Genomic DNA, 18,578 nt, shown 5'->3' on the forward strand with positions numbered 1-18,578 from the left:
TGCGACGCTTCGCCGGTGGGCTGCGCGTGAATGGTTGAGGGCAGGAGGAGAAAAGCGGCGAGAGCGGCCGAGAAGATCGGCGTTTCCCAAGGTTTCCTTCCACTGGCCGCAGGCTTGCGCATGGACCAGATTGCCTTGGCGGGCGAACCGTACAGGGAATCTCGAACGCCCTGAACCCGTACCGTGCGCTCTCGACACGGAGTTCGGCCCCATCGTTGCGGGCCCCGGGCTCCCGAAGGGATTTGCGGAAACCGGGTCGCTTGTGCGATTTTCCGATAAAGGCGATGAACAACGGTGCGAAAGCGGCTGCCGCTCTGCTGGCCCTTGCCGGATGGGTCGTCCTCGTGGTTGCGACAGCGTCCGCGTTCTCGGTCGGCGCATCCCTTTGGCTTTCGCTCCCTCACGCTTCTCTAGCCGATACGCTGCAGACTCTCCCCTGGCAGAATGCCGTATGGGCTCTTGCGGCTGCAGGGGCCTGGCTCGGCTTGCGCAAGCTGCGCCTGCGCCTCGAGGCGCGGATCTCGGCCGAGCCGGAACCGAGGAGCTTGGAAGCGAGGGAAGAGCGTCTGAGAAGCGGCCGCATCTACCAATGGTTCCTCATCGTCGTGACCTCCGTGATCGTCCTGACGGCGTGGAGCCTCCATGGCGCTCTGGCTGCCAGCCGCGAGCGATTCAACGAGATCTTGCTCTGGCTTTTTGCGGCTCAAGCGCTCTTAACCGCCGGAACCTTCGCGTTCTTCGCCTACGGCGTGGATATCCGCCAGCTCTTTCGGCGCAGGACGGGCCCAAGCAGGAACGAATCGAGCGGCGGGGATGGCTAGGCCGCCTACGGCGCTAAGGGTCCTGGGTGATCGGGTTCGCTGCCTGGCCTTCTGATCCTCCCCTTGGCCTCGGGCAAGTTCGCTCGCCTGCTTTCCCGCTGAGCAAGCAAATGGGCACTAAGAAGAAGCTCGCTCGCCGCGTCGCCGAGCCGGCGGTAGCGCAGCTCTTCGGTTTCCTGGCCAACCAAGGAACGGCGCGCGCTGCCTCTCCGGGATGCCTACTTCTCCGGTGCGAACTCGAGGAAGTACTGGTAGGGGAGGAAGTCATGCTCCTGCACGACGCGATAGCCGGCCTGCCGGAACTCCTCCTTGGCTTCCGCCTCGAGGATTCGATGCGCGGGGGGCGGACCGACAGGCGAATTCGGCTTGAAGTCGATCAGGACGACCCTCCCCTCGGGCTTGAGAGCGCCCGAGAGCTTCCGGAGATATTCGATCCGGTTGTCGACGTGGTGGAGAACCACGCAAAAGAAGATCCGGTCGACCGATTGGGGCTCGAGATCGGCGCTGCCCGGCTTGACCAGGCGAACCGTCACGTTCTGGAGACCCTTCTCCTTGACCTCCTTTCTCAAGTAGTCGGCCATCGCGGGCTCGGAGTCGATCGCGTAGACCTTCCCTTCCGCTCCCACCGCCTGGGAAAACCTCCGGGTGAAATAGCCCGTTCCCGCGCCGATGTCGGCCACCACGGACCCCGGCTTCAGGTTGAGAGCCTCGATCACCCGATCGGGCTCCTGCCACTTGTCCCTCTCCTTCGATTCAAAGAGCCGGGCATACTTCCCCACGTCATGAAAGCTGTGGTGATAGCCATGCATCGCCTTCGGCTCGGTCGCCGGAGCCTCCGACTCCTGTCCATAGAGGGTCGTGCCACTCCCCAGCAGAAGAAAGGCGGCCCATCGGATGAGCGGCTGACGCATCGTCGGGAAGAGATCAGTCATCGGGGAAAGCTCCTTGGGGGGTTTTGGGACGAGAAGCCGATAAGACATGGCGCAGTTCGGGCGGCGGCGCCCGTCGTGTCATGACAAGCATGGACGCCCGCGCTCGCCCGCTCAAGAAAGTTTTTTCATCGGGCCGGAAGCGATTGCCTGTTGCGAAGCGTCGCTCCCCGCGCCGGAGGGACGCATCCGGATCCGAGCCGCCCCGAGCGCCGGCAGATGCGCACGCAGTGCGCTCTCGACGGCCGAGGAGACTCGCTCCGCCTCCTGGAGGGTGGCACGGCCATCCATCGCCACGTCGATCTCGGCCGCGAGCCGGTGGCCCAGCCAGCGGGCCCGCACCTCGAGCAGCCGGTGAACGGGGACCGCGTGCCCGGCGGCATGGCGAATGGCCTCGACCACTTCCGGCTCGACCCCGTCGAGCATCCGCAGGAAAGCCGTCCTGGCCGACTGCCAGACGATGCCCAGGATCGCGGCGGTGATCCCGAGGCCGATGATCGGGTCGGCGAGCGGGAAGCCGAGCCGGGCACCGATGGCGCCCAGAACCACGGCCAGGCTCGTCAGTCCGTCCGTGCGGGCATGATAGCCGTCGGCGATCAGCGCAGCGCTCTGGATCCGCCGGCCCACCCGGATCCGGTAGAGCGCGACAAGCTCGTTGCCGAGAAAGCCGGCCACGCCCGCGGCAGCCACCCAGCCGAGGAGAGCCACCGGCTGCGGGTGAACGAGTCGATGGGCCGCCTCATAGCCCGAGACCAGGGCGCTGAAGAGAATGATGGCGACGATCGCCAGCCCCGCCAGGTCCTCGACCCGGCCGAGGCCGTAGGAGAAGCGCGCCGTCGGCTTGCGCTGGGCCAGGCGGAAGGCGACCCCGAGCGGGAGCGCGGTCGCCGCGTCGCCGATGTTGTGGATCGCATCGGCGAGCAGCGCCACGCTGCCCGAAAGGAGAACGATCCCGAATTGCACCGCAGCGGTAAGCAGAAGGATGAAAAAGGATCGTTGGACGGCCTGGAGCCCTTGTTGACTCGCCGCGATCGCGGGATCAAGGACCCCATGAGCGTGGCCATGGCGGTGGTTCGTTGCGCAACGCGGTGCTTCAGGAGGATCTCCCACTTCCGAGAAATGCTCGAGCGGCCGGGGCGGCAAGGCGGAGGGGGTGAGCTCGCCCATCCCCACAATCCTAATCGACCTCCAAGCGCGGAGAAAGCCTCAAGAAGCGGGTCTTCCGGAAAACCCGGAGGTAGATAGGGGTCGTTCCCTGCCGGAGAGAGGCCCTCCAATCCCGTCAAGCCTGGGCGCGGATGCCTCCCGGGGCATTTTCTGAAACTTCGGAGGAAACATTGATCCCGCCAGCTGGATTGGATCTAAAGATAGCAACCGAACCATCCTCCTTCATCTATGAAAGCCACCATCGAGATCCCGGACGACCTCTACCGGAAGATCCAGGCCAAGAGTGGCGCTCTTGGCAAGCCGCTCCAGGAATTGACGATCAACCTCCTCGAGCAGTGGCTCAGCGAAAAGGAAAAACGCTTCCAGGAATTGGTGCCAGCCGGGCTCGATTCTCGGCTTCCTGCCGTGGACGAGGCGATTCAAGCTGCCCCTTCCGTAATCCTCAGAAGAGCAAGGAGCGAGGATGTCCCCGCTCTTGTCCCTCTCCTCCAAAGCCTTTTTTCCCAAGAAGAGGAATTTGCGCCAAACGGCGCACTCCAGGAGCGGGGCTTGCGCGCGATCCTCTCCGATCCGCGGCTCGGAGACGTCTTGCTCGCCGAGGAAGATGGACGAGCGATCGGGATGGTGAGCCTTCTCTACACGGTTTCCACCGCTCTCGGAGCTCCTGTCGCCATCCTGGAAGACATGGTCGTCGATCCCTCTCGGCGGGGAGCCGGGATCGGCAGCGCCATTCTCGCCCGGGCGCTTCGGCTCTGCCGGGAACGGGGATGCGCCCGGGTGACCCTGCTCACCGACGCCCGAAACACAGGAGCCCAGAGATTCTATGAGAAGTCTGGATTCGCCCAGTCGGTGATGATTCCGTTGCGACTGATCCTGCGAGAAGAAGCGCGGCCTTGAACGAGCCGGCTTGGGCCGCTCCTGCGGCTTCGGACGGGGCGGCACGCCTTCTCGCGCACCGCCCCTCCAAAGGAAAGCGCGAAACTTCCGGAGCCCCTTGATGGCTCCTCGCTGAATTGAGTGGGTAAGGGGGGGAGCGGATTTCGGTTAAGGGATGGCAAGAAGCGGGGTTCTTGCCCTCCGTCTTCGACGGATTTTTGGGGAGAGAGGAAGCCGTCAAGGACACTTCGACTTCGTCGATCCTCCTTGACGGCGGATTGCCAGACCGGGCTGCCTGGTGGATGCTTGCGGGATGGCTGCGAACAAGCTTTTTTGCTGCGGCGCTGCAACTAGGTTCGGAAGGGAAGGTGAGCCGGAGTGAGCTCTCCGCGAAGGAGCACACTCTGAAGATCTGGCTCGGGTTTGGAGCAAGGTCATCGGTTCACCTCTCCGGAATGTCGAAGAGCTTCCCCCGTACACGACACGGTGGAGAAGCGGTGGAGGCAGATGCACTTCGAGCAGTACCGGACCGAGTGGATCGCTCGGGTTCCTCGGATCAACTGTCCGGAGCAGGGAGTTCGGCTGGTGGAGGTTCCTTGGGCCAGGGCGGGGAGCGGGTTTACTCTCATGATGGAGGCGGTCATTTGGATGCTTTCCCGGGAGATGTCGGTTTCCGCGATGGCGGAGATGCTCAAGGAGCAAGATACCCGGCTCTGGCGGGTCTTGGGGCATTCCGTGGAAAAGGCCTACCGACGCGAGGACTGGAGCGGGGTCAAGAAGATCCTGGTGGATGAGACCAGGAGCAAGCGGGGCCACCGTTCCGTGACGGTCGTTACCGATGCGGAGAGCCGGAAGCTGCTCTTCCTTGCCGAGGGGAGAGGAAAGGAGGCTCTGGAGGCCTTCGCCAAGGAGAGGAAGGAACAGAATGCCGATCCGGGGCAGATCGAAGCGATCTGCATGGAGATGAGCCCCTCCTCCATCTCTGGAGCCCGGGAGGTTTTTCCGAAGGCGGAGAGGATTTTCGATCCTTTCCCGCTCATGCCGATGGCGGGAGACGCGGTCGACCAGGTGCGCAAGGAGTTCGGGCGTCAAGGGTTGCTGCCGAAAGGAAGCCTCTGGGCGCTCCGAGGCAACGAATGGACGCAAAGCTAGGAGCAGAAGGGTCTGCGGAGTTCCCTTTGCGCCGCCTATCCTCGATTGGGAAGAGCCATTGGGTTGCGGGAGGCTCTCCAAAAGATCCTCTCCCAGGAGGATCCCCAAGAGCTCCGCTGGTGGTTCCGGTGGGCGGATCGCAGTCGGCTTGCTCCCTTCCGAAGACTCTCGAAAACCATCCAAGAGCATCTGGGGGGAATCATCGCCTTTCTCCAGAGCCGGATCACCAACGGAACCATCGAAGCGATCAACGGGCTGATCCAGCTGGCCAAAAGGATGGCCAGAGGCTTTCGGAGCTTCCGCTACCTAAGAATTGCCGCGTTCCTCAAAGCCGGAAAGTTGCGGCTCGATCTTCCCGCTCTACCCACTTGAAACAGCGAAGAGGCCCCTTGATCAAGGCTCCTTGTCGTGCATCATCGCCTCTTCCTTCGCTGCTTCTTCGGCGTGTGCCTGGGCGTTCTTGCTATGCCGTTCCTAAAAACATAGACAAACATTCCACTACCAGGGAAGGTCGTCGATGACGTCGGCCGAACCGTTCTGCCGACGGTTCGCGTGCCGGGATTGCGCCGGCAATGCCCAGGTTGCGCCCAATGCCCGCGTTTCCGGGAGCAAAGGCGCGGGCGGCTCTCGCAAGCCTCCCGACCGGGCATGCGCTGCCTGCGCCGCTTTGAGCCTCCTCCGAACCTCCGACCAGAACGACCACACAGGCTTCGCCCGATTCCTCGCGGGTAGGGCAAAGGTGAGGTGGCTGCCATTGCGGGCCGGCGCGGGCGGCCTCCCGCACGGTCGGACGCTTGGGAGAGGCCCAAGCCTCTCCTGGCCACGGCATAGGCCGCGCCCTGGTGAGAACCGATGCCGTGACGACGCGCGTGGTTCATGGCACCCATCATGGAAGTATAGGCCGGATCGACTTCGATCCCCTCGACTCCGGCTCGAAAACACCCCACCTTGAGCAGGGAAATGGTCTTGGAGTAGCCAAACGACGAGATCTTCCTGGCGGCGGATGGACTCGCCACCTCAAGCTCAGCCCTTCTTTTCTTGAGATCCAGCCGCTCAAGGACCAGGGGAAGACCACGCTCCCGGGCCATCTCCACAATCATCCTCGCCGCGTCGCCGATGATCGCCTTGGCTTGATCTTCGGTCTTGCCGTAGAGGTTGAGATCCACCCGAAGGGCCCGCCGCAGGTTGCCGAACCGTTCCGTCTCCGCCACGGCCAGATGGTCGTGGTTGATGTCGATCCCAACCGCTCCCGCCAGACGGCTTGTCGCAACGGGAACGGGCCTGGCCGGGACGCTCGCGAAGACCCGCCAGCCCTTCCGGTCCCTTAAAAAGCGGTAGCTTACCGCCACTCCCTCCCGCTTCCGGACAGGCTTGCCCGTCTTGGTCTGCGACAGAACGATCCGGCTCGCGGCAAGCCCCTGAAGGATCTCCTCCTGGCCGTAGGCGAATCGCACGCCGGGAATGACCGGGTGCGCGACAAGCCCCGTCCTTCAGGGCGGGGAAGGATAGCGCGGTCGTCCTTAGCTTTGGCTGGGTGTCTGTTGCTGGATGGACTCGTCACTGGACATTCCACGGAGACCAAGGAACGTTTGCATCCATCATGATACGCCCGTATGATTGAGCGCAATGCGGCGGCTGCAAGCCTTCCAGTACCAACTGCGGCCAGACGGCCAGCAAGAGAGGCAAATGCGCCGCTTCGCTGGCTCGTGCCGGGTTGTGTTCAACGAGGCGTTGCACTTGCAGATGGCGCGTTACGATGCCGGGGAGAAAAAGCTCAGTTACGCCGGGCTGTGCAAGGAGCTTACGAAATGGCGTAACGGCGAGCCCATGCCTTCCGGGCGTGTCGCGGCATGGCTGGCCGATGCGCCTGTTCATCCCTTGCCACAGGCGCTCAAGGATTTGGAGCGGGCCTACAGTAACTTCTTTGCCCAGCGGGCCGACTTCCCGCGCTTCAAGAGGAAGGGCCAGTCGGATCGCTTCCGTTACCCCGACCCGAAACAGATCAAGCTCGACCAGGCAAATAGCCGCCTGTTCCTGCCCAAGCTGGGCTGGCTGCGGGTCCGCCTCAGCCGGCAGGCGCTTGGGACGGTGAAGAACGTCACCGTCAGCCAGTCCTGCGGCAAGTGGTACGTGAGCATCCAGACCGAGCGCGAAGTCGAGCAACCCATCCCGAAGGGCGGCGCGGTCGGCATCGACATGGGTGTGGCACGGTTTGCCACCCTCTCGGATGGCACGTTCTATGCGCCACTCAAGAGCTTCAAGCGGCATGAAACCGCCCTGTGCAAGGCGCAGCAGGCCATGAGCCGCAAGATCAAGTGCAGCAACAACTGGAAGAAGGCCAAGGCCCGAATCCAGAAGATTCATTCCCGCATCGGCAATGCCCGCCGCGACTCCCTGCACAAAGTCACGACCACGATCAGCAAAAACCACGCGATGGTGTGCATCGAGGAGTTGCAGGTGCGGAACGTGTCCAAGTCGGCTTCGGGCACGGCGGATGCGCCGGGAAGAAACGTTCGGGCCAAGCCTGGACTGAACAAGTCCATCCTCGACCAAGGCTGGTTCGAGTTCCGGCGGCAGCTGGAGCACAAGATGGAGTGGAGAGGCGGCTGGCTCCTTGTCGTGCCGCCGCAGAACACGAGCCGGACCTGTCCGTGTTGCGGCCATGTGTCGGCGGACAACCGTCGGACGCAAGCCCGGTTCGAGTGCGTGGAGTGCGGTTTTGAGGAAAACGCCGATCTGGTCGGCGCGATCCATGTTCTAAGGGCGGGACACGCCCGGATCGCCTGTGAAGTGAGCGGCATCGAGTCGCCAGCAGCAGGAACCCGCCGAAGCGGCTCATTCCGGTTCAAGCCCGGATTGAGCGCCGTAGGAATCTCCGGGCTTTGGGCCGGGGAGGATGTCAAAGAAACGGGATGAATGGCGCGGAGAAAGTGCGCATCGCCTTCGTAGGCAAGTCCGCGCCGAATCGCAAGGATGCCGTTATTCACGCTGCCGCGCCTTCAGTGTGCTCCAGTGTTTCGAGAAACCACAACCGCCTTGCGAGCACAGTGCTGCCATAGTCGTGGTGCCCGGCGTTCGGTCGCAGGGATGTCGGGGCTTTGGGCGATGCGCCAGTGGATGATGTCCAGTCGAGCAACGGCGGTCTGCCACACCTGGGATTCGGGAAAGCCGCCCATCCGACCACCAAATGGCATTCCCCAAGCAATTCCAAGGCATTGGGCGTTTTCACCGGCGGCCTCCGTTCGGGGAAAGCCTTAAATAAGCAAGACGTTGATTGGCAATGGTATTGAGTCGGCATCGGCTGCATGGCCCTGTTCGCTATTAAATAAGCATTAGGCCCAGGACGGCAGATACCGGGCGAACTTCCTGGAACCGCCGACGCTCTCGTCAGCTTTGATTAGGCGGGCCTCGATCGTGGCTGCGATCACCTGAGAGGCAATGGTCGCCTTGTCTTCGCCCAGGTGAAATCGTTCGCGCAACGACTGGTTGGTCATGCGCTCCGACCGCACCCACTTCAGGACGCAGTGCTGGTAGCAGGCACGCACCCGGTCATTGCGATCCATCGCCTCGAATGGGCGCGGTCCGTAGATCGTCACCGACGTGCGCCGGAAACCCGAGCGGAAGTCCGGCGCTGGCAACTGGTAGAACTCGGCCGCTTGTACGACCCGGTCGATGCCGCTGCTCTTTTCCTCGCAAACGCCCATACGGCGCATCAGATCCGCCAGGCGTTCATTGCGCGATTGGTAGCCGTCGATGAAGCGCTCTACAGGCACCAGTGGTTCGCCGGGATTCGATATTTCCACGCGATTGCTATAGATCTCGACCATTACTGCCGCACCGCTCACCAGGAAGTCCTGGTGGATCAGCGCATTGGCAACCAGCTCGCGGATCACGACGTCCGGCACCAGCTTGACCTCTTTGCGCAGCGCGTCCTCGATCACTTCGTTTTGCGGAAGCTGTGTCATCACGAAGCGCACCAATCCCTGGAAGCCTACTGCGTAGCCACGGGTGCCCGCCCAGTCCAGGCGGGTCTCTAGTTTCGACGAGCCAGCATAGACAACTACACGGGGCACCTTGCGTGACACGTCCGGAAACTGTTTCAGGTCACGTGCCAGCAGTAGCGCACCCAGTCTACGGATCGTGTACGTGCCGTCGGCTTTGTCTACCAGCCGTTCGCACACGAGCCGATCGAGCACGCCGATTCGGTCGGTCGGGTACGGCAGCTTGAGCAGCTCGAAGAAGGTTTGCGTGTCGAGCAGATCCACGACCTGCTGCGCATCAAGGCCGGTGCGCGACGGCTCTTCGAGCCAGTCTGGCTGCCCCTCGGCGAATATGCGCCGCAGTTGATCTTCGCTCATAGGCACCAAGGCTTCGCCAGCGCGCATGAGGTATTTGCCATCGTGGTGGTAGGCCGTGCCGCGCGGTCGCGAAGGAATGTGAAAGACGAGCACGCGCCCTTCTGGATGTTCTACCGCCTCAATGTCTACGCGGAAGCCGACTGACTGGAAGAGCTTTTCGGCCGTTCGGATGGTGTCTGGGAATGCCTGCGTGCCGACTACTGGGCGCGGCGGCTTATCGGCTACACCGAGCAGCAGCACTCCGCCCCCTTCGTTAGCTAGCGCGACGCAGTACTCGCTGAGCTTGCGGGTGTCAATCTGGTTCTTCGCTTCTTTAAACTCGAGATGCTGGTGCTCTGACGCAGCCTGCCGCCACAGGTCGATCTGTTCGGGGTTCGTGGACATCAGACGATTTCCTCGACGAACTTTCCGGCGTCCTTCGCGCGTAGCTCGCCAGAGATCAGCTTGGGCGGCAGGGTGTCGCGCAGGGTGGCGAAGGTACAGGACGGATGGATTGTCGCTGACATACTGTCGACCAACGATCGGACAATCTCTCCGAATGCAGCGGCAACGGGCTCGGAAGGACGCGTGATGGCGTAGTGTGCCATATCTGCCCATCTCGTGCGCGGCATTTTCGTCCCGCTGGACCCTGCGTTCCTATATTCGACGAAATCGACACTCGAAACGTGGCCCAGCACGAACCCAAACCATTTTTGGCTTTTGGGTGCAATCACAAGTATGTCCGTGGAGCACACGCCATCCAGGGGCGCTACCCCCACTTTATGGAAGTAGGGGCGCAGCTTTCCAAACAGGATTTCACCTTTGTTGAATGCGAACTTATTGCTTTCCAATCCGTCCGCGAACCCCCAGTCGGATAAAGCGATGTGACGCCTTGGCATGTGCTCCAACGCGATATAGGCCGTGTCTGGCTCAATGCTCTCTGGTTGTACGCTCCGACGAAGATGTTCCGCCTCGTCACCAAGCGTGCAAACCCGCCACCCCTTCGGAATCAACCCCAACTCCAACACCTCGAACTTGTCGGGAAATAGGGCTGCGGTAGCTGCACCCATGCCCTCGGGCGTGCGGCCTTCCATCTTGGAGCGCACGGGTTCAAAGTCCACAAACCACGCCTTGAACAAGGCGCGGGCCATCGCCTCCAGCGTTTCGTTCTGCGCCTCTTCGCTGCTTCAAGCGGGTAGAGCGGGAAGATCGAGCCGCAACTTTCCGGCTTTGAGGAACGCGGCAATTCTCAGGTAGCGGAAGCTCCGAAAGCCTCTGGCCATCCTTTTGGCCAGCTGGATCAGCCCGTTGATCGCTTCGATGGTTCCGTTGGTGATCCGGCTCTGGAGAAAGGCGATGATTCCCCCAGATGCTCTTGGATGGTTTTCGAGAGTCTTCGGAAGGGAGCAAGCCGACTGCGATCCGCCCACCGGAACCACCAGCGGAGCTCTTGGGGATCCTCCTGGGAGAGGATCTCTTGGAGAGCCTCTCGCAACCCAATGGCTCTTCCCAATCGAGGATAGGCGGCGCAAAGGGAACTCCGCAGACCCTTCTGCTCCTCGCTTCGCGTCCATTCGTTACCTCGGAGCGCCCAGAGGCTTCCTTTCGGCAGCAACCCTTGACGCCCGAACTCCTTGCGCACCTGGTCGACCGCGTCTCCCGCCATCGGCATGAGCGGGAAAGGATCGAAAATCCTCTCCGCCTTCGGAAAAACCTCCCGGGCTCCAGAGATGGAGGAGGGGCTCATCTCCATGCAGATCGCTTCGATCTGCCCCGGATCGGCATTCTGTTCCTTCCTCTCCTTGGCGAAGGCCTCCAGAGCCTCCTTTCCTCTCCCCTCGGCAAGGAAGAGCAGCTTCCGGCTCTCCGCATCGGTAACGACCGTCACGGAACGGTGGCCCCGCTTGCTCCTGGTCTCATCCACCAGGATCTTCTTGACCCCGCTCCAGTCCTCGCGTCGGTAGGCCTTTTCCACGGAATGCCCCAAGACCCGCCAGAGCCGGGTATCTTGCTCCTTGAGCATCTCCGCCATCGCGGAAACCGACATCTCCCGGGAAAGCATCCAAATGACCGCCTCCATCATGAGAGTAAACCCGCTCCCCGCCCTGGCCCAAGGAACCTCCACCAGCCGAACTCCCTGCTCCGGACAGTTGATCCGAGGAACCCGAGCGATCCACTCGGTCCGGTACTGCTCGAAGTGCATCTGCCTCCACCGCTTCTCCACCGTGTCGTGTACGGGGGAAGCTCTTCGACATTCCGGAGAGGTGAACCGATGACCTTGCTCCAAACCCGAGCCAGATCTTCAGAGTGTGCTCCTTCGCGGAGAGCTCACTCCGGCTCACCTTCCCTTCCGAACCCAGTGGCAGCGCCGCAGCAAAAAGCTTGTTCGCGTCCATCCCGCCAGCATTAAGCAAGCAGCCCGGTCTGGCCATCCGCCGTCAAGGAGGATCGACGAAATCGAAGTCTCCTTGACGGCTTCCTCTCTCCCCAAAAATCCGTCGAAGACGGAGGGCAAGAACCCCGCTTCTTGCCATCCCTTAACGGAAAATCCGCTCCCCCCCTTACCCACTCAATTCAGCGAGGAGCCCGTTAGCAAATCGCCTCGCCCCAAGCCTTCTTGTTGTTGACGCGCCGGGCGTGCTTCATCACGAGCCACATCGACACGGGCTTCACTCGCGCCAACAGTGTCCCGCCCTGGTTGCCCAGGTTTCTGATGCGATGCACTTCCAAGGGTCATAACTTCCAGCTCTCCTTCTCGTTTGGCCCTTCGCCGGCTGCCCGGCTACTACGGCCTCTGCTGACTTCTCGCCCCGGCTTGCGCCGTCACCCTTTCAGGCATCAGGCGAGATCTCCCCTGGTAAGAACGCGATCCTTCCCCGCACAACCGCCAGATCTACGCGATTTGACATTGACCACGAAAGCTTCGCAGTGATAGGCCTGCTCGCCTTGCCCAGTCGCGCCTCATATCCAGTTCTTGTCCATCGGCTCGCGGGTTCATTCCATGCTTCCTTCCCACGCTCGGTCACCCTCACGCAGTTGCACTTCCTTTCGTTCGCTGTGGTCAGCTCACGGGAGTACTTTCACCTCCAAGATCGCGCCCATGCTGGGCGCACCTATCCTTCCCCGCCCTGAACGGCGAGGCTTGTCGCGCTCCCGGTCCAACGGAAAGCGCTTCGCCGGGAAGCCTCGAGCCTGCGCGCGGATGGAGCTTTCCCCTATCATTTCGGTCTTGGAAACCGCGAGACGAGAATCGTCCTTCCGAAAGGCGCGGCCTGCTTGAGAAAGCGATTGATGTTCTGGCCTTCGATGTGCTTAAAACAGGCAATCTTGCTGTCCTCAAGGAGGGTTGCGGCGTAGAATGCGGAGAATTGCGTCTAATAGGAACGAGGGAAAAGCGTCCCACCCTGAATCCCGGGCCTGAGCCAATGAGACACATTCGCTTTTCGCAGAAGGGGTTGCTTTTCGCCGCCCTGTCTTTCTGTTTCTACGCCGCGGGAGCGAGCGGAGAGACGACCCTCATGAAGACCTCGAAGGGCTACCGGCTGTCGATCCTTCCGGCAATGGGTGCGGAGAAGGTCGAGCACAAGCCGCGGGAAGCCAAAGGAAAGGTCCGGATCGAGACCTTGAAGGAGACGGTCTACGGCAAAGCTGAGGCGCCCAAGCAGTAGCGCCGACCGTGGAAGCCCGCTCGAGGAAGGCTGCGGCAGGGATCAAGAGCTCAGCCTTCCCAAAGCGAACGAGCGGCTTCGGCTTCGTAAGCCACTGGAGAGAGCTTTAGCTTCCCATCCAAACGGCTGATTTTGCCAGCCACCGTGGACCGCCGCCATCCGGTCCGCGGGATGGGCTCAGGGGATGCGTTTAAGGAGAGGGAGCCGCAAGCTTTTGAGAGAGCTCCTTGCCCATTGCGGGATCGAGCTCCTGAACCTTTTGGCTCGCTGCGGCCATCTTTTCTTTCTGACCCGTTGCCTTGTACAGGGTCGCGAGATTGTACCAGGCCGCTCCATAATCGGGCTTGAGGTGCACCGCCTTCTTGGTTGCCGCGATCGCCGGATCGTACTTCTTCAATTCGGCATAGGCGCATCCGAGATTGCACCAGGCCTCGGGAAGGTCGGAGCGGAGCTGCGTCGCTTTTTCCAAGGCCGTGACCGCCTCCTGGTGGCGCCCAAGCTCCACATAGGCCGCACCGAGGTCTGACCAGGCCCTGCCGAAGTCCTCCTTTTGCGCTACGGCCGTCTTCAGGGCATCGACCGCTTCCGAGTATTGGCCGAGGTAGGCATAGCAGGTCCCCAAGTTGCACCACGCCTTGGCGAACTCCCGCTTCTTCTGGATCGCTTCCCGATAGGCCCGGATGGCCTCGTGATACTGGGTCAGCTTCTCGTAGGAGAGCCCGAGGAAGAACCAGGCGGCCGCCTCCTTCGGGTAGGCGCTCGTCCATTTCCGGGAGAGATCGAGCAGCCGCCTCCACTCCTTCTTATCTTCCAGGGTGATCGCACGCTCGAAATAGGGCAGCTCCAGATCCTCGCCCCCCTGCGTCCCGTGCACCCCCGTAATGTCCGATTGGCGAAAGTGGCTCTCGGAGATCTCCTCAACAGGGACGGCGACGTCCCGAATGGCCGAGCCCTCGGAAAGGACCTGGTCCCCGACCGGCGAGGAAGAGAAGGCCGCCGGGCCTTCGCCCGCGGTCGATGCCCCGACCGCAACAGGAAGCAGCCCGAGTCCCGCCGCGAGGCAGAGGAGGAAGGAGAAGCCGGACGCCCGCTCGCGTTCCTGACGGGCGCTCCTCCCTCTCCCGGAGGATGACCCGCGGAAACCAAAGAGATCCTGGCAAAGAGCTTTCATCGGAAGAAGCGCCGCAAGATGAGTTCTGGGAGGCAATTCCATCTACATCTATGGATTGTCGTTTTGTTCCCAGGGAGTATGGCCGGAGGAAGCCTGTTTGCCAAAGGAATAAACGCAAGGCCGGATATTTTTTGCCGGGCTGCGCGAAGAGTCGGCGGACGACAACCGAAGCGCCGACCTCGATCGGTGAGCACGACCAAAGGGATTGCCGTTTTCCCGGCATGGCGGCATAAGGGTGGGGCAAAGGCAATTGGACGACCTCCTGCCGCGGATGGCCCTCTTCTTCCTCGATCTCACCCAGCGCCCGCCACGCAGCCCGCGGCTGCGCCTGGGAGGCCACGCCTGCCTCCCTCGCCTGCTCGACAAGGGGCGAGCCCAGCTCGCCGGCAAGGCGGGCGACTACCGGTACAACTGCCCGCTCGATCAACGCTGGTTTGCCTTTACCGGCCTCTCGGCCGATGCCCTTCTCGCCGAGATGGCCAAGGAACGGAGCGATGGCGAGCTATTGGCCTGGATCGCCACAAACGCACCTCTCCACCGCGACCCATGGGAGATCGCCTCCTGGTCGGCCTTCATGGAGGCCCGCGCTCCCGGGGACGCCGAATCGCACCAGATCTTCGCAGAACGGATCCAGAAGCTCGCCCCGAATCGGGAAGATGTCGTCACCTGGTTCGATCTCCTCGACCTGGATGACTACGTCTCCTTCGGCGGAAAGGCCTAGCCGGCCAGCCGGGCGAGCAGCCGATGCACGAGATCTCCGTTCGGCCCCGCCTCGATCCCCGGATGAGGAGATGCGAGCTTCTCCTCGAGGAGCCGGCAGGCCGCCAGGATGATCTGCCGATGATCGAAGGCCAGTGGCGGCAGGTCGGGCAGAGGAAACCAACGGACCGCAGCCGCATCGCTGCCGGCGGTGGCATCGACCGAAGCCGGATCGGCCCAGGCCAGATGGGCGACGCTGACGACGGGGCCGCGCGGATCGCGCCCGGCTTTTCCAAAGACCCCGACCTCCCAGAGGGTGAGCCCGGCGACCCCCGTCTCCTCGAACAGCTCCCGGGCCGCGGCCTGGCGCGGCTCCTCCCCCGCCTCGACAAAGCCTCCCGGCAACGCCCAGCCGCCCGCAAAAGGGGGATTCTTCCGCTCGACCAGGAGGACCGAGATCTCCTCCCGGCGGAGGCCGAGCACGACGGCGTCGGCGGTGAGGGCAAAACGCGCGATGTCGGCCCGAAGGCCGGGGGGCGGCGCTGATGCGGCCTTCATCCCTTCCTCGGGAGCCGAACGCTCCCGCTCCTCGGTCCGAAAGACGATCCCCTCCTTCTGGATCTCCCGGTAGGGCAGCAGCCAGACAAGAGACTCGTCATGGAGGTCGACGACCTGGATCCGATTGCCCCACGGGTCGCGAAAGTCGCAGCGAAAGCCGGGAATGAGCGAAAGGCCATACTTCCGGGTGATCTTCTCTCGGACCTCGGCGATCTGCGCCTCGTCCCGGACGAGGAGCCCGAAATGGCGCTCCGAGTCGCGCCGGATCTCGGGCACCACGAAAAGGGCGAGGAACTGGTGCTCCCCGAGCGCAAAGAAGGCGTCGCCCTCCCCTTGGTCGAGCAGCTCCAGCCCGAAGACATCCCGGTAGAAGGCGATCGCCTCCTCCCGGCTCCCGACCTCGATCGCGACATGGTTGCACCCATAGACCCGGACGCTCATGGAACGATTTTCCGCAAGCCGGCGGCGAAGCGCAACCCCCATTCGGGACACCGCTCCTACTCCGGGGAGTCGCGGCTCGAGCGGAGCCAGAAGGTGACCGGGCCCGCGTTGACCAGCGCAACGTCCATTTCGGCACCGAAGATTCCGCTCGCGACCCGGCCGTGGCGGTCGCGCGCCCGCTCGACCAGGTAGGTGAAGAGCGCCCGTCCGACCTCCGGAGCGGCGGCGGGGGAGAAGCTCGGGCGGGTGCCCTTCCGGGTGTCGGCGGCGAGCGTGAATTGCGGAACCAGGAGCAGGCCGCCACCGGTCTCGGAGAGCGAGCGGCCCATCCGTCCGGCTTCGTCGGGAAAGATCCGATACCTCAGCATCCGTTCGAGGAGCCTCTCCGCCGCCGCCTCCCGGTCTTCCCGCTCGACGGCGACAAAGCCGAGGAGCCCCGACTCGATCTCGGCGACCAGCTTCCCCGCCACCAGGACGCGGGCCTCCCGCACCCGCTGAATCAGCGCAATCATTCCCTCTCCTCCCAATCGAGGCTCGAAACTCGGGCCCGACGCCTCCTGGCCCACTTCCCACCGGAAACCGAAGGAGAATTGCCAGGAATTAAGCTTGCCAGCAATCCGCTTCGGACGTAGACGAAGGGAATCGGTTCAATCGCCTCAAGCGTAGGAATGCTCCGAAGTCGTTGGACCAGAAAACCGTTTAAGGAGGGAAACGACATGAAGGATCGTAGCATTGCGCTCCTGACGGCAGCCGCCTTCGCCGGCCTACTGGCGGGATCGGCCCTGCGCGCCAGCGGAGCGGATCTCACCACCGAATCGGGCAGCGCGCACGCCCAGATGACGGCGGAAAAGGGAAGCTGCGGACAGTGCAGCAGCAAGAAAGAGAAGAAGTCGAAGAAGAAGAAAAAGAGCAAAGAGGGAGAGCAGGGCACCCAGCAGTAGGCGGCCCGTCGGCTCGCCGCTCGAGGGTTCTTCCTGCGAAGGCAGGCGGGGCGACTCGCCTGCCTTTTCCCTCCCCGGCGGACTGCTCTCTGCCTGGCCGGCATGCCTCTCAACCGCTTCAACGCCCACTCTCGATACGGCATCGGCGTCGGCCTCCGTCTGCCCCACTACGATCACATCCTGCGGGAGAAGCCGGTGGTCGGCTGGTTTGAGCTCCTCTCCGAGAATTTCTTGTCCGAGGGCGGGAGGCAGCGGGCCGTGCTCGACCAGATCCTCGAGCAATACCGCGTCGTTCTCCATGGCCTCGGGCTCTACTTCGGCTCCGCTGGCCCCCTCGATCGCGACCACCTCCGGAAGCTCAAGGCGCTCGTCCGCCGGACGGAGACTCCCTGGTTCTCGGACCATCTCTGCTGGGGGAGCGCGGACGGACGCTATAGCCACGACCTCCTTCCCCTGCCGTTTACGATGGCGACCGCCCGTCATACCGCGGCCAAGATCCGCCAGGCCGCAGACTTCCTGGAGGTTCCCCTCTCCGTGGAGAACATCAGCAGCTACATGGAGCTGAGAGCGTCCACCATGACCGAATGGGAGTTCCTCTCCGAGGTCGCGGAACAGGCCGACTGCGGGATCTTGCTCGATGTCAACAATATCTACGTCGTAAGCCAAAACCACGGCTTCGATCCCTACACCTACCTCGACCAGGTCCCGCGCGATCGCGTCGCCCAGATCCACATCGGGGGCCATAGCCGCCTCTCGACCCACCTTCTCGACACCCACGATCAGCCGGTCGCCGATCCGGTCTGGAAGCTCTACGCCCACGCAATCGGCCGATTCGGTTTCACCCCCACCCTTCTCGAGTGGGACGACCGCATCCCCCCTTTTGAAGAAGTCCATCGTGAAGCCCACAAAGCCGACCGCTTCCTCGCCTCCCTCGCCCCGACCCCTGCCCCGGGCGGATAGCCTCGAGGAGCTCCGCGAGCTCCAGCGCCTCCTCTTCTCCTGCCTCACCAGGCCGCTCGGCCCGGAGGATCGGGTGCAAGGAGAACGCAATCCAGAGGAAAGCCTGGTTGCGCTGGCGGCGCGGCTCATCCGTCCCTCGGACCGGCTCGCCCCCTTCGATCGGCTCGAGATCTACCATCGCCAATACTGGCTCCGGCTCCGCGAGGCCCTCTCGGAGGACTATCCGGCCCTGGAGCGCCTGCTCGGCACCGAGCGCTTCCGCGAGCTCGCCCACGCCTATTTTCTCCACCATCCCCCCCGCTCCCCGATGCTCCGGGAGATCGGCTCCCGGCTCCCCCGCTTCCTCCGCGAGGAGCCCGATTGGGCGGCTCCCCTCCCGCACCGGCTCGTCGTCGACCTCGCCCGATTCGAATGGGCCAAGATCTCGGCCTTCCACGCGCCCGAGCATCCGCTTCCTCGCCGGGAGGAGATGACCACGCCAGAGATCCGGCTCTTTCTCCAGCCCCACCTGAGCCTCCTCGATCTCCGCTACCCGGTCGAAGCAGAGAGCCCGGAGGCGCTCTCCCCCGCCTCCGCTCCCCTCCCCAAGCCCCGCCGGGTCGTCGTCCACCGGCAGGGGGCAACCGTCTACCACAAGCTTCTCCCGCCCGAGGCATTCTTCCTGCTGGGCTCCTTTGCCAAGGGGCTTTCGCTCCTCCAGGCCTGCGAGCGGACGGCCGGGAGGTTCCCTCGCCTCGCTCCGGAACGCGCCCGGGATTGGCTCCAGGAATGGTCCTCGCTCGGCTGGCTGACGACCTCTCCCTCCCCGCGGGCCTCCAAGACTTCTTGACCTTTGCCGCCTTGTCGGATTTGGTTTGG

At 63.1% G+C, this 18,578-nt stretch carries 17 protein-coding genes and 2 pseudogenes; 9 read left to right on the forward strand and 10 right to left on the reverse strand.

The window, feature by feature from the left end; genetic code table 11:
• Positions 1-284 precede the first annotated feature (284 nt).
• Positions 285-821 (forward strand): hypothetical protein, encoded by a 537-nt coding sequence (locus MacB4_RS03180; RefSeq protein WP_206864421.1) that lies wholly within the window; start codon positions 285-287, stop codon positions 819-821.
• Positions 822-1,039: 218 nt separating this feature from the next.
• Here MacB4_RS03180 and MacB4_RS03185 read toward each other — a convergent pair whose 3' ends face one another.
• Positions 1,040-1,753, reverse strand: a complete 714-nt coding sequence (locus MacB4_RS03185; RefSeq protein ID WP_206864422.1) for a class I SAM-dependent methyltransferase — start codon at positions 1,751-1,753, stop codon at positions 1,040-1,042.
• 111 nt (positions 1,754-1,864) lie between these two features.
• Positions 1,865-2,917, reverse strand: a complete 1,053-nt coding sequence (locus tag MacB4_RS03190) for a cation diffusion facilitator family transporter (protein ID WP_206864423.1) — start codon at positions 2,915-2,917, stop codon at positions 1,865-1,867.
• A gap of 228 nt (positions 2,918-3,145) precedes the next feature.
• Here MacB4_RS03190 and MacB4_RS03195 point away from each other — a divergent pair, with 228 nt between their 5' ends.
• Entirely contained in the window at positions 3,146-3,814 is a 669-nt protein-coding gene (locus MacB4_RS03195; protein WP_206864424.1) for a GNAT family N-acetyltransferase, read from the forward strand.
• Between the two features lie 609 nt (positions 3,815-4,423).
• Positions 4,424-5,317, forward strand: a pseudogene (locus tag MacB4_RS03200) (ISL3 family transposase).
• Between the two features lie 41 nt (positions 5,318-5,358).
• Here the strand turns inward: MacB4_RS03200 and MacB4_RS03205 are convergent.
• Complete coding sequence (locus MacB4_RS03205) at positions 5,359-6,399, reverse strand: IS200/IS605 family accessory protein TnpB-related protein (protein WP_206864162.1); 1,041 nt, start codon at positions 6,397-6,399, stop codon at positions 5,359-5,361.
• 172 nt (positions 6,400-6,571) lie between these two features.
• Between MacB4_RS03205 and MacB4_RS03210 the strand changes: the two genes are divergently transcribed.
• The gene (locus MacB4_RS03210; protein ID WP_242529280.1) at positions 6,572-7,861 is read left to right on the forward strand and encodes a transposase; all 1,290 of its coding nucleotides are present in this window, start codon (positions 6,572-6,574) and stop codon (positions 7,859-7,861) included.
• A gap of 416 nt (positions 7,862-8,277) precedes the next feature.
• Here MacB4_RS03210 and MacB4_RS03215 read toward each other — a convergent pair whose 3' ends face one another.
• The 4 genes and pseudogenes from MacB4_RS03215 to MacB4_RS11310 form a co-directional block, all read right to left on the reverse strand.
• Positions 8,278-9,687: an ATP-binding protein gene (locus MacB4_RS03215; protein WP_206864163.1), complete on the reverse strand. Its 1,410-nt coding sequence runs from the start codon at positions 9,685-9,687 to the stop codon at positions 8,278-8,280.
• The gene (locus tag MacB4_RS03220; protein ID WP_206864164.1) at positions 9,687-10,433 is read right to left on the reverse strand and encodes a restriction endonuclease subunit S; all 747 of its coding nucleotides are present in this window, start codon (positions 10,431-10,433) and stop codon (positions 9,687-9,689) included. The genes MacB4_RS03215 and MacB4_RS03220 overlap by 1 nt, the downstream gene beginning before the upstream one ends.
• A 153-nt stretch (positions 10,434-10,586) precedes the next feature.
• Positions 10,587-11,506: pseudogene (locus MacB4_RS03225) on the reverse strand (ISL3 family transposase); the annotation flags it as partial.
• A gap of 365 nt (positions 11,507-11,871) precedes the next feature.
• Positions 11,872-12,006 carry a hypothetical protein gene (locus tag MacB4_RS11310; protein WP_255551666.1) on the reverse strand — a complete coding sequence of 45 codons (135 nt, stop codon included), beginning with the start codon at positions 12,004-12,006 and terminating at the stop codon, positions 11,872-11,874.
• A gap of 701 nt (positions 12,007-12,707) precedes the next feature.
• Between MacB4_RS11310 and MacB4_RS03230 the strand changes: the two genes are divergently transcribed.
• On the forward strand, positions 12,708-12,950 hold the full coding sequence (locus MacB4_RS03230) for a hypothetical protein (protein ID WP_206864425.1): 243 nt from the start codon (positions 12,708-12,710) through the stop codon (positions 12,948-12,950).
• Between the two features lie 190 nt (positions 12,951-13,140).
• Here MacB4_RS03230 and MacB4_RS03235 read toward each other — a convergent pair whose 3' ends face one another.
• A complete protein-coding gene (locus MacB4_RS03235; RefSeq protein WP_206864426.1) occupies positions 13,141-14,121 on the reverse strand; it encodes a tetratricopeptide repeat protein in 981 nt (326 codons plus the stop codon).
• A 235-nt stretch (positions 14,122-14,356) separates the two neighbouring features.
• Here MacB4_RS03235 and MacB4_RS03240 point away from each other — a divergent pair, with 235 nt between their 5' ends.
• Entirely contained in the window at positions 14,357-14,842 is a 486-nt protein-coding gene (locus tag MacB4_RS03240) for a DUF5069 domain-containing protein (RefSeq protein WP_370569393.1), read from the forward strand.
• Here the strand turns inward: MacB4_RS03240 and MacB4_RS03245 are convergent.
• Together MacB4_RS03245 and dtd are read right to left on the reverse strand one after the other, a co-directional pair.
• Positions 14,839-15,819 (reverse strand): NUDIX domain-containing protein, encoded by a 981-nt coding sequence (locus MacB4_RS03245; protein WP_206864427.1) that lies wholly within the window; start codon positions 15,817-15,819, stop codon positions 14,839-14,841. The two genes, MacB4_RS03240 and MacB4_RS03245, sit on opposite strands and share 4 nt — an antisense overlap.
• Positions 15,820-15,875: 56 nt before the next feature.
• Positions 15,876-16,331 carry a D-aminoacyl-tRNA deacylase gene (gene dtd / locus MacB4_RS03250; protein ID WP_206864428.1) on the reverse strand — a complete coding sequence of 152 codons (456 nt, stop codon included), beginning with the start codon at positions 16,329-16,331 and terminating at the stop codon, positions 15,876-15,878.
• A 204-nt stretch (positions 16,332-16,535) separates the two neighbouring features.
• Here dtd and MacB4_RS03255 point away from each other — a divergent pair, with 204 nt between their 5' ends.
• The 3 genes from MacB4_RS03255 (at position 16,536) to MacB4_RS03265 (ending at position 18,549) form a co-directional block, all read left to right on the forward strand.
• Complete coding sequence (locus MacB4_RS03255; protein ID WP_206864429.1) at positions 16,536-16,760, forward strand: hypothetical protein; 225 nt, start codon at positions 16,536-16,538, stop codon at positions 16,758-16,760.
• 102 nt (positions 16,761-16,862) lie between these two features.
• Positions 16,863-17,720 carry a DUF692 domain-containing protein gene (locus tag MacB4_RS03260; RefSeq protein ID WP_206864430.1) on the forward strand — a complete coding sequence of 286 codons (858 nt, stop codon included), beginning with the start codon at positions 16,863-16,865 and terminating at the stop codon, positions 17,718-17,720.
• Complete coding sequence (locus MacB4_RS03265; RefSeq protein WP_206864431.1) at positions 17,656-18,549, forward strand: DNA-binding domain-containing protein; 894 nt, start codon at positions 17,656-17,658, stop codon at positions 18,547-18,549. The genes MacB4_RS03260 and MacB4_RS03265 overlap by 65 nt, the downstream gene beginning before the upstream one ends.
• Positions 18,550-18,578: the final 29 nt, after the last annotated feature.

The organism is Methylacidimicrobium sp. B4, from assembly GCF_017310545.1.
Classification (GTDB): domain Bacteria; phylum Verrucomicrobiota; class Verrucomicrobiia; order Methylacidiphilales; family Methylacidiphilaceae; genus Methylacidimicrobium.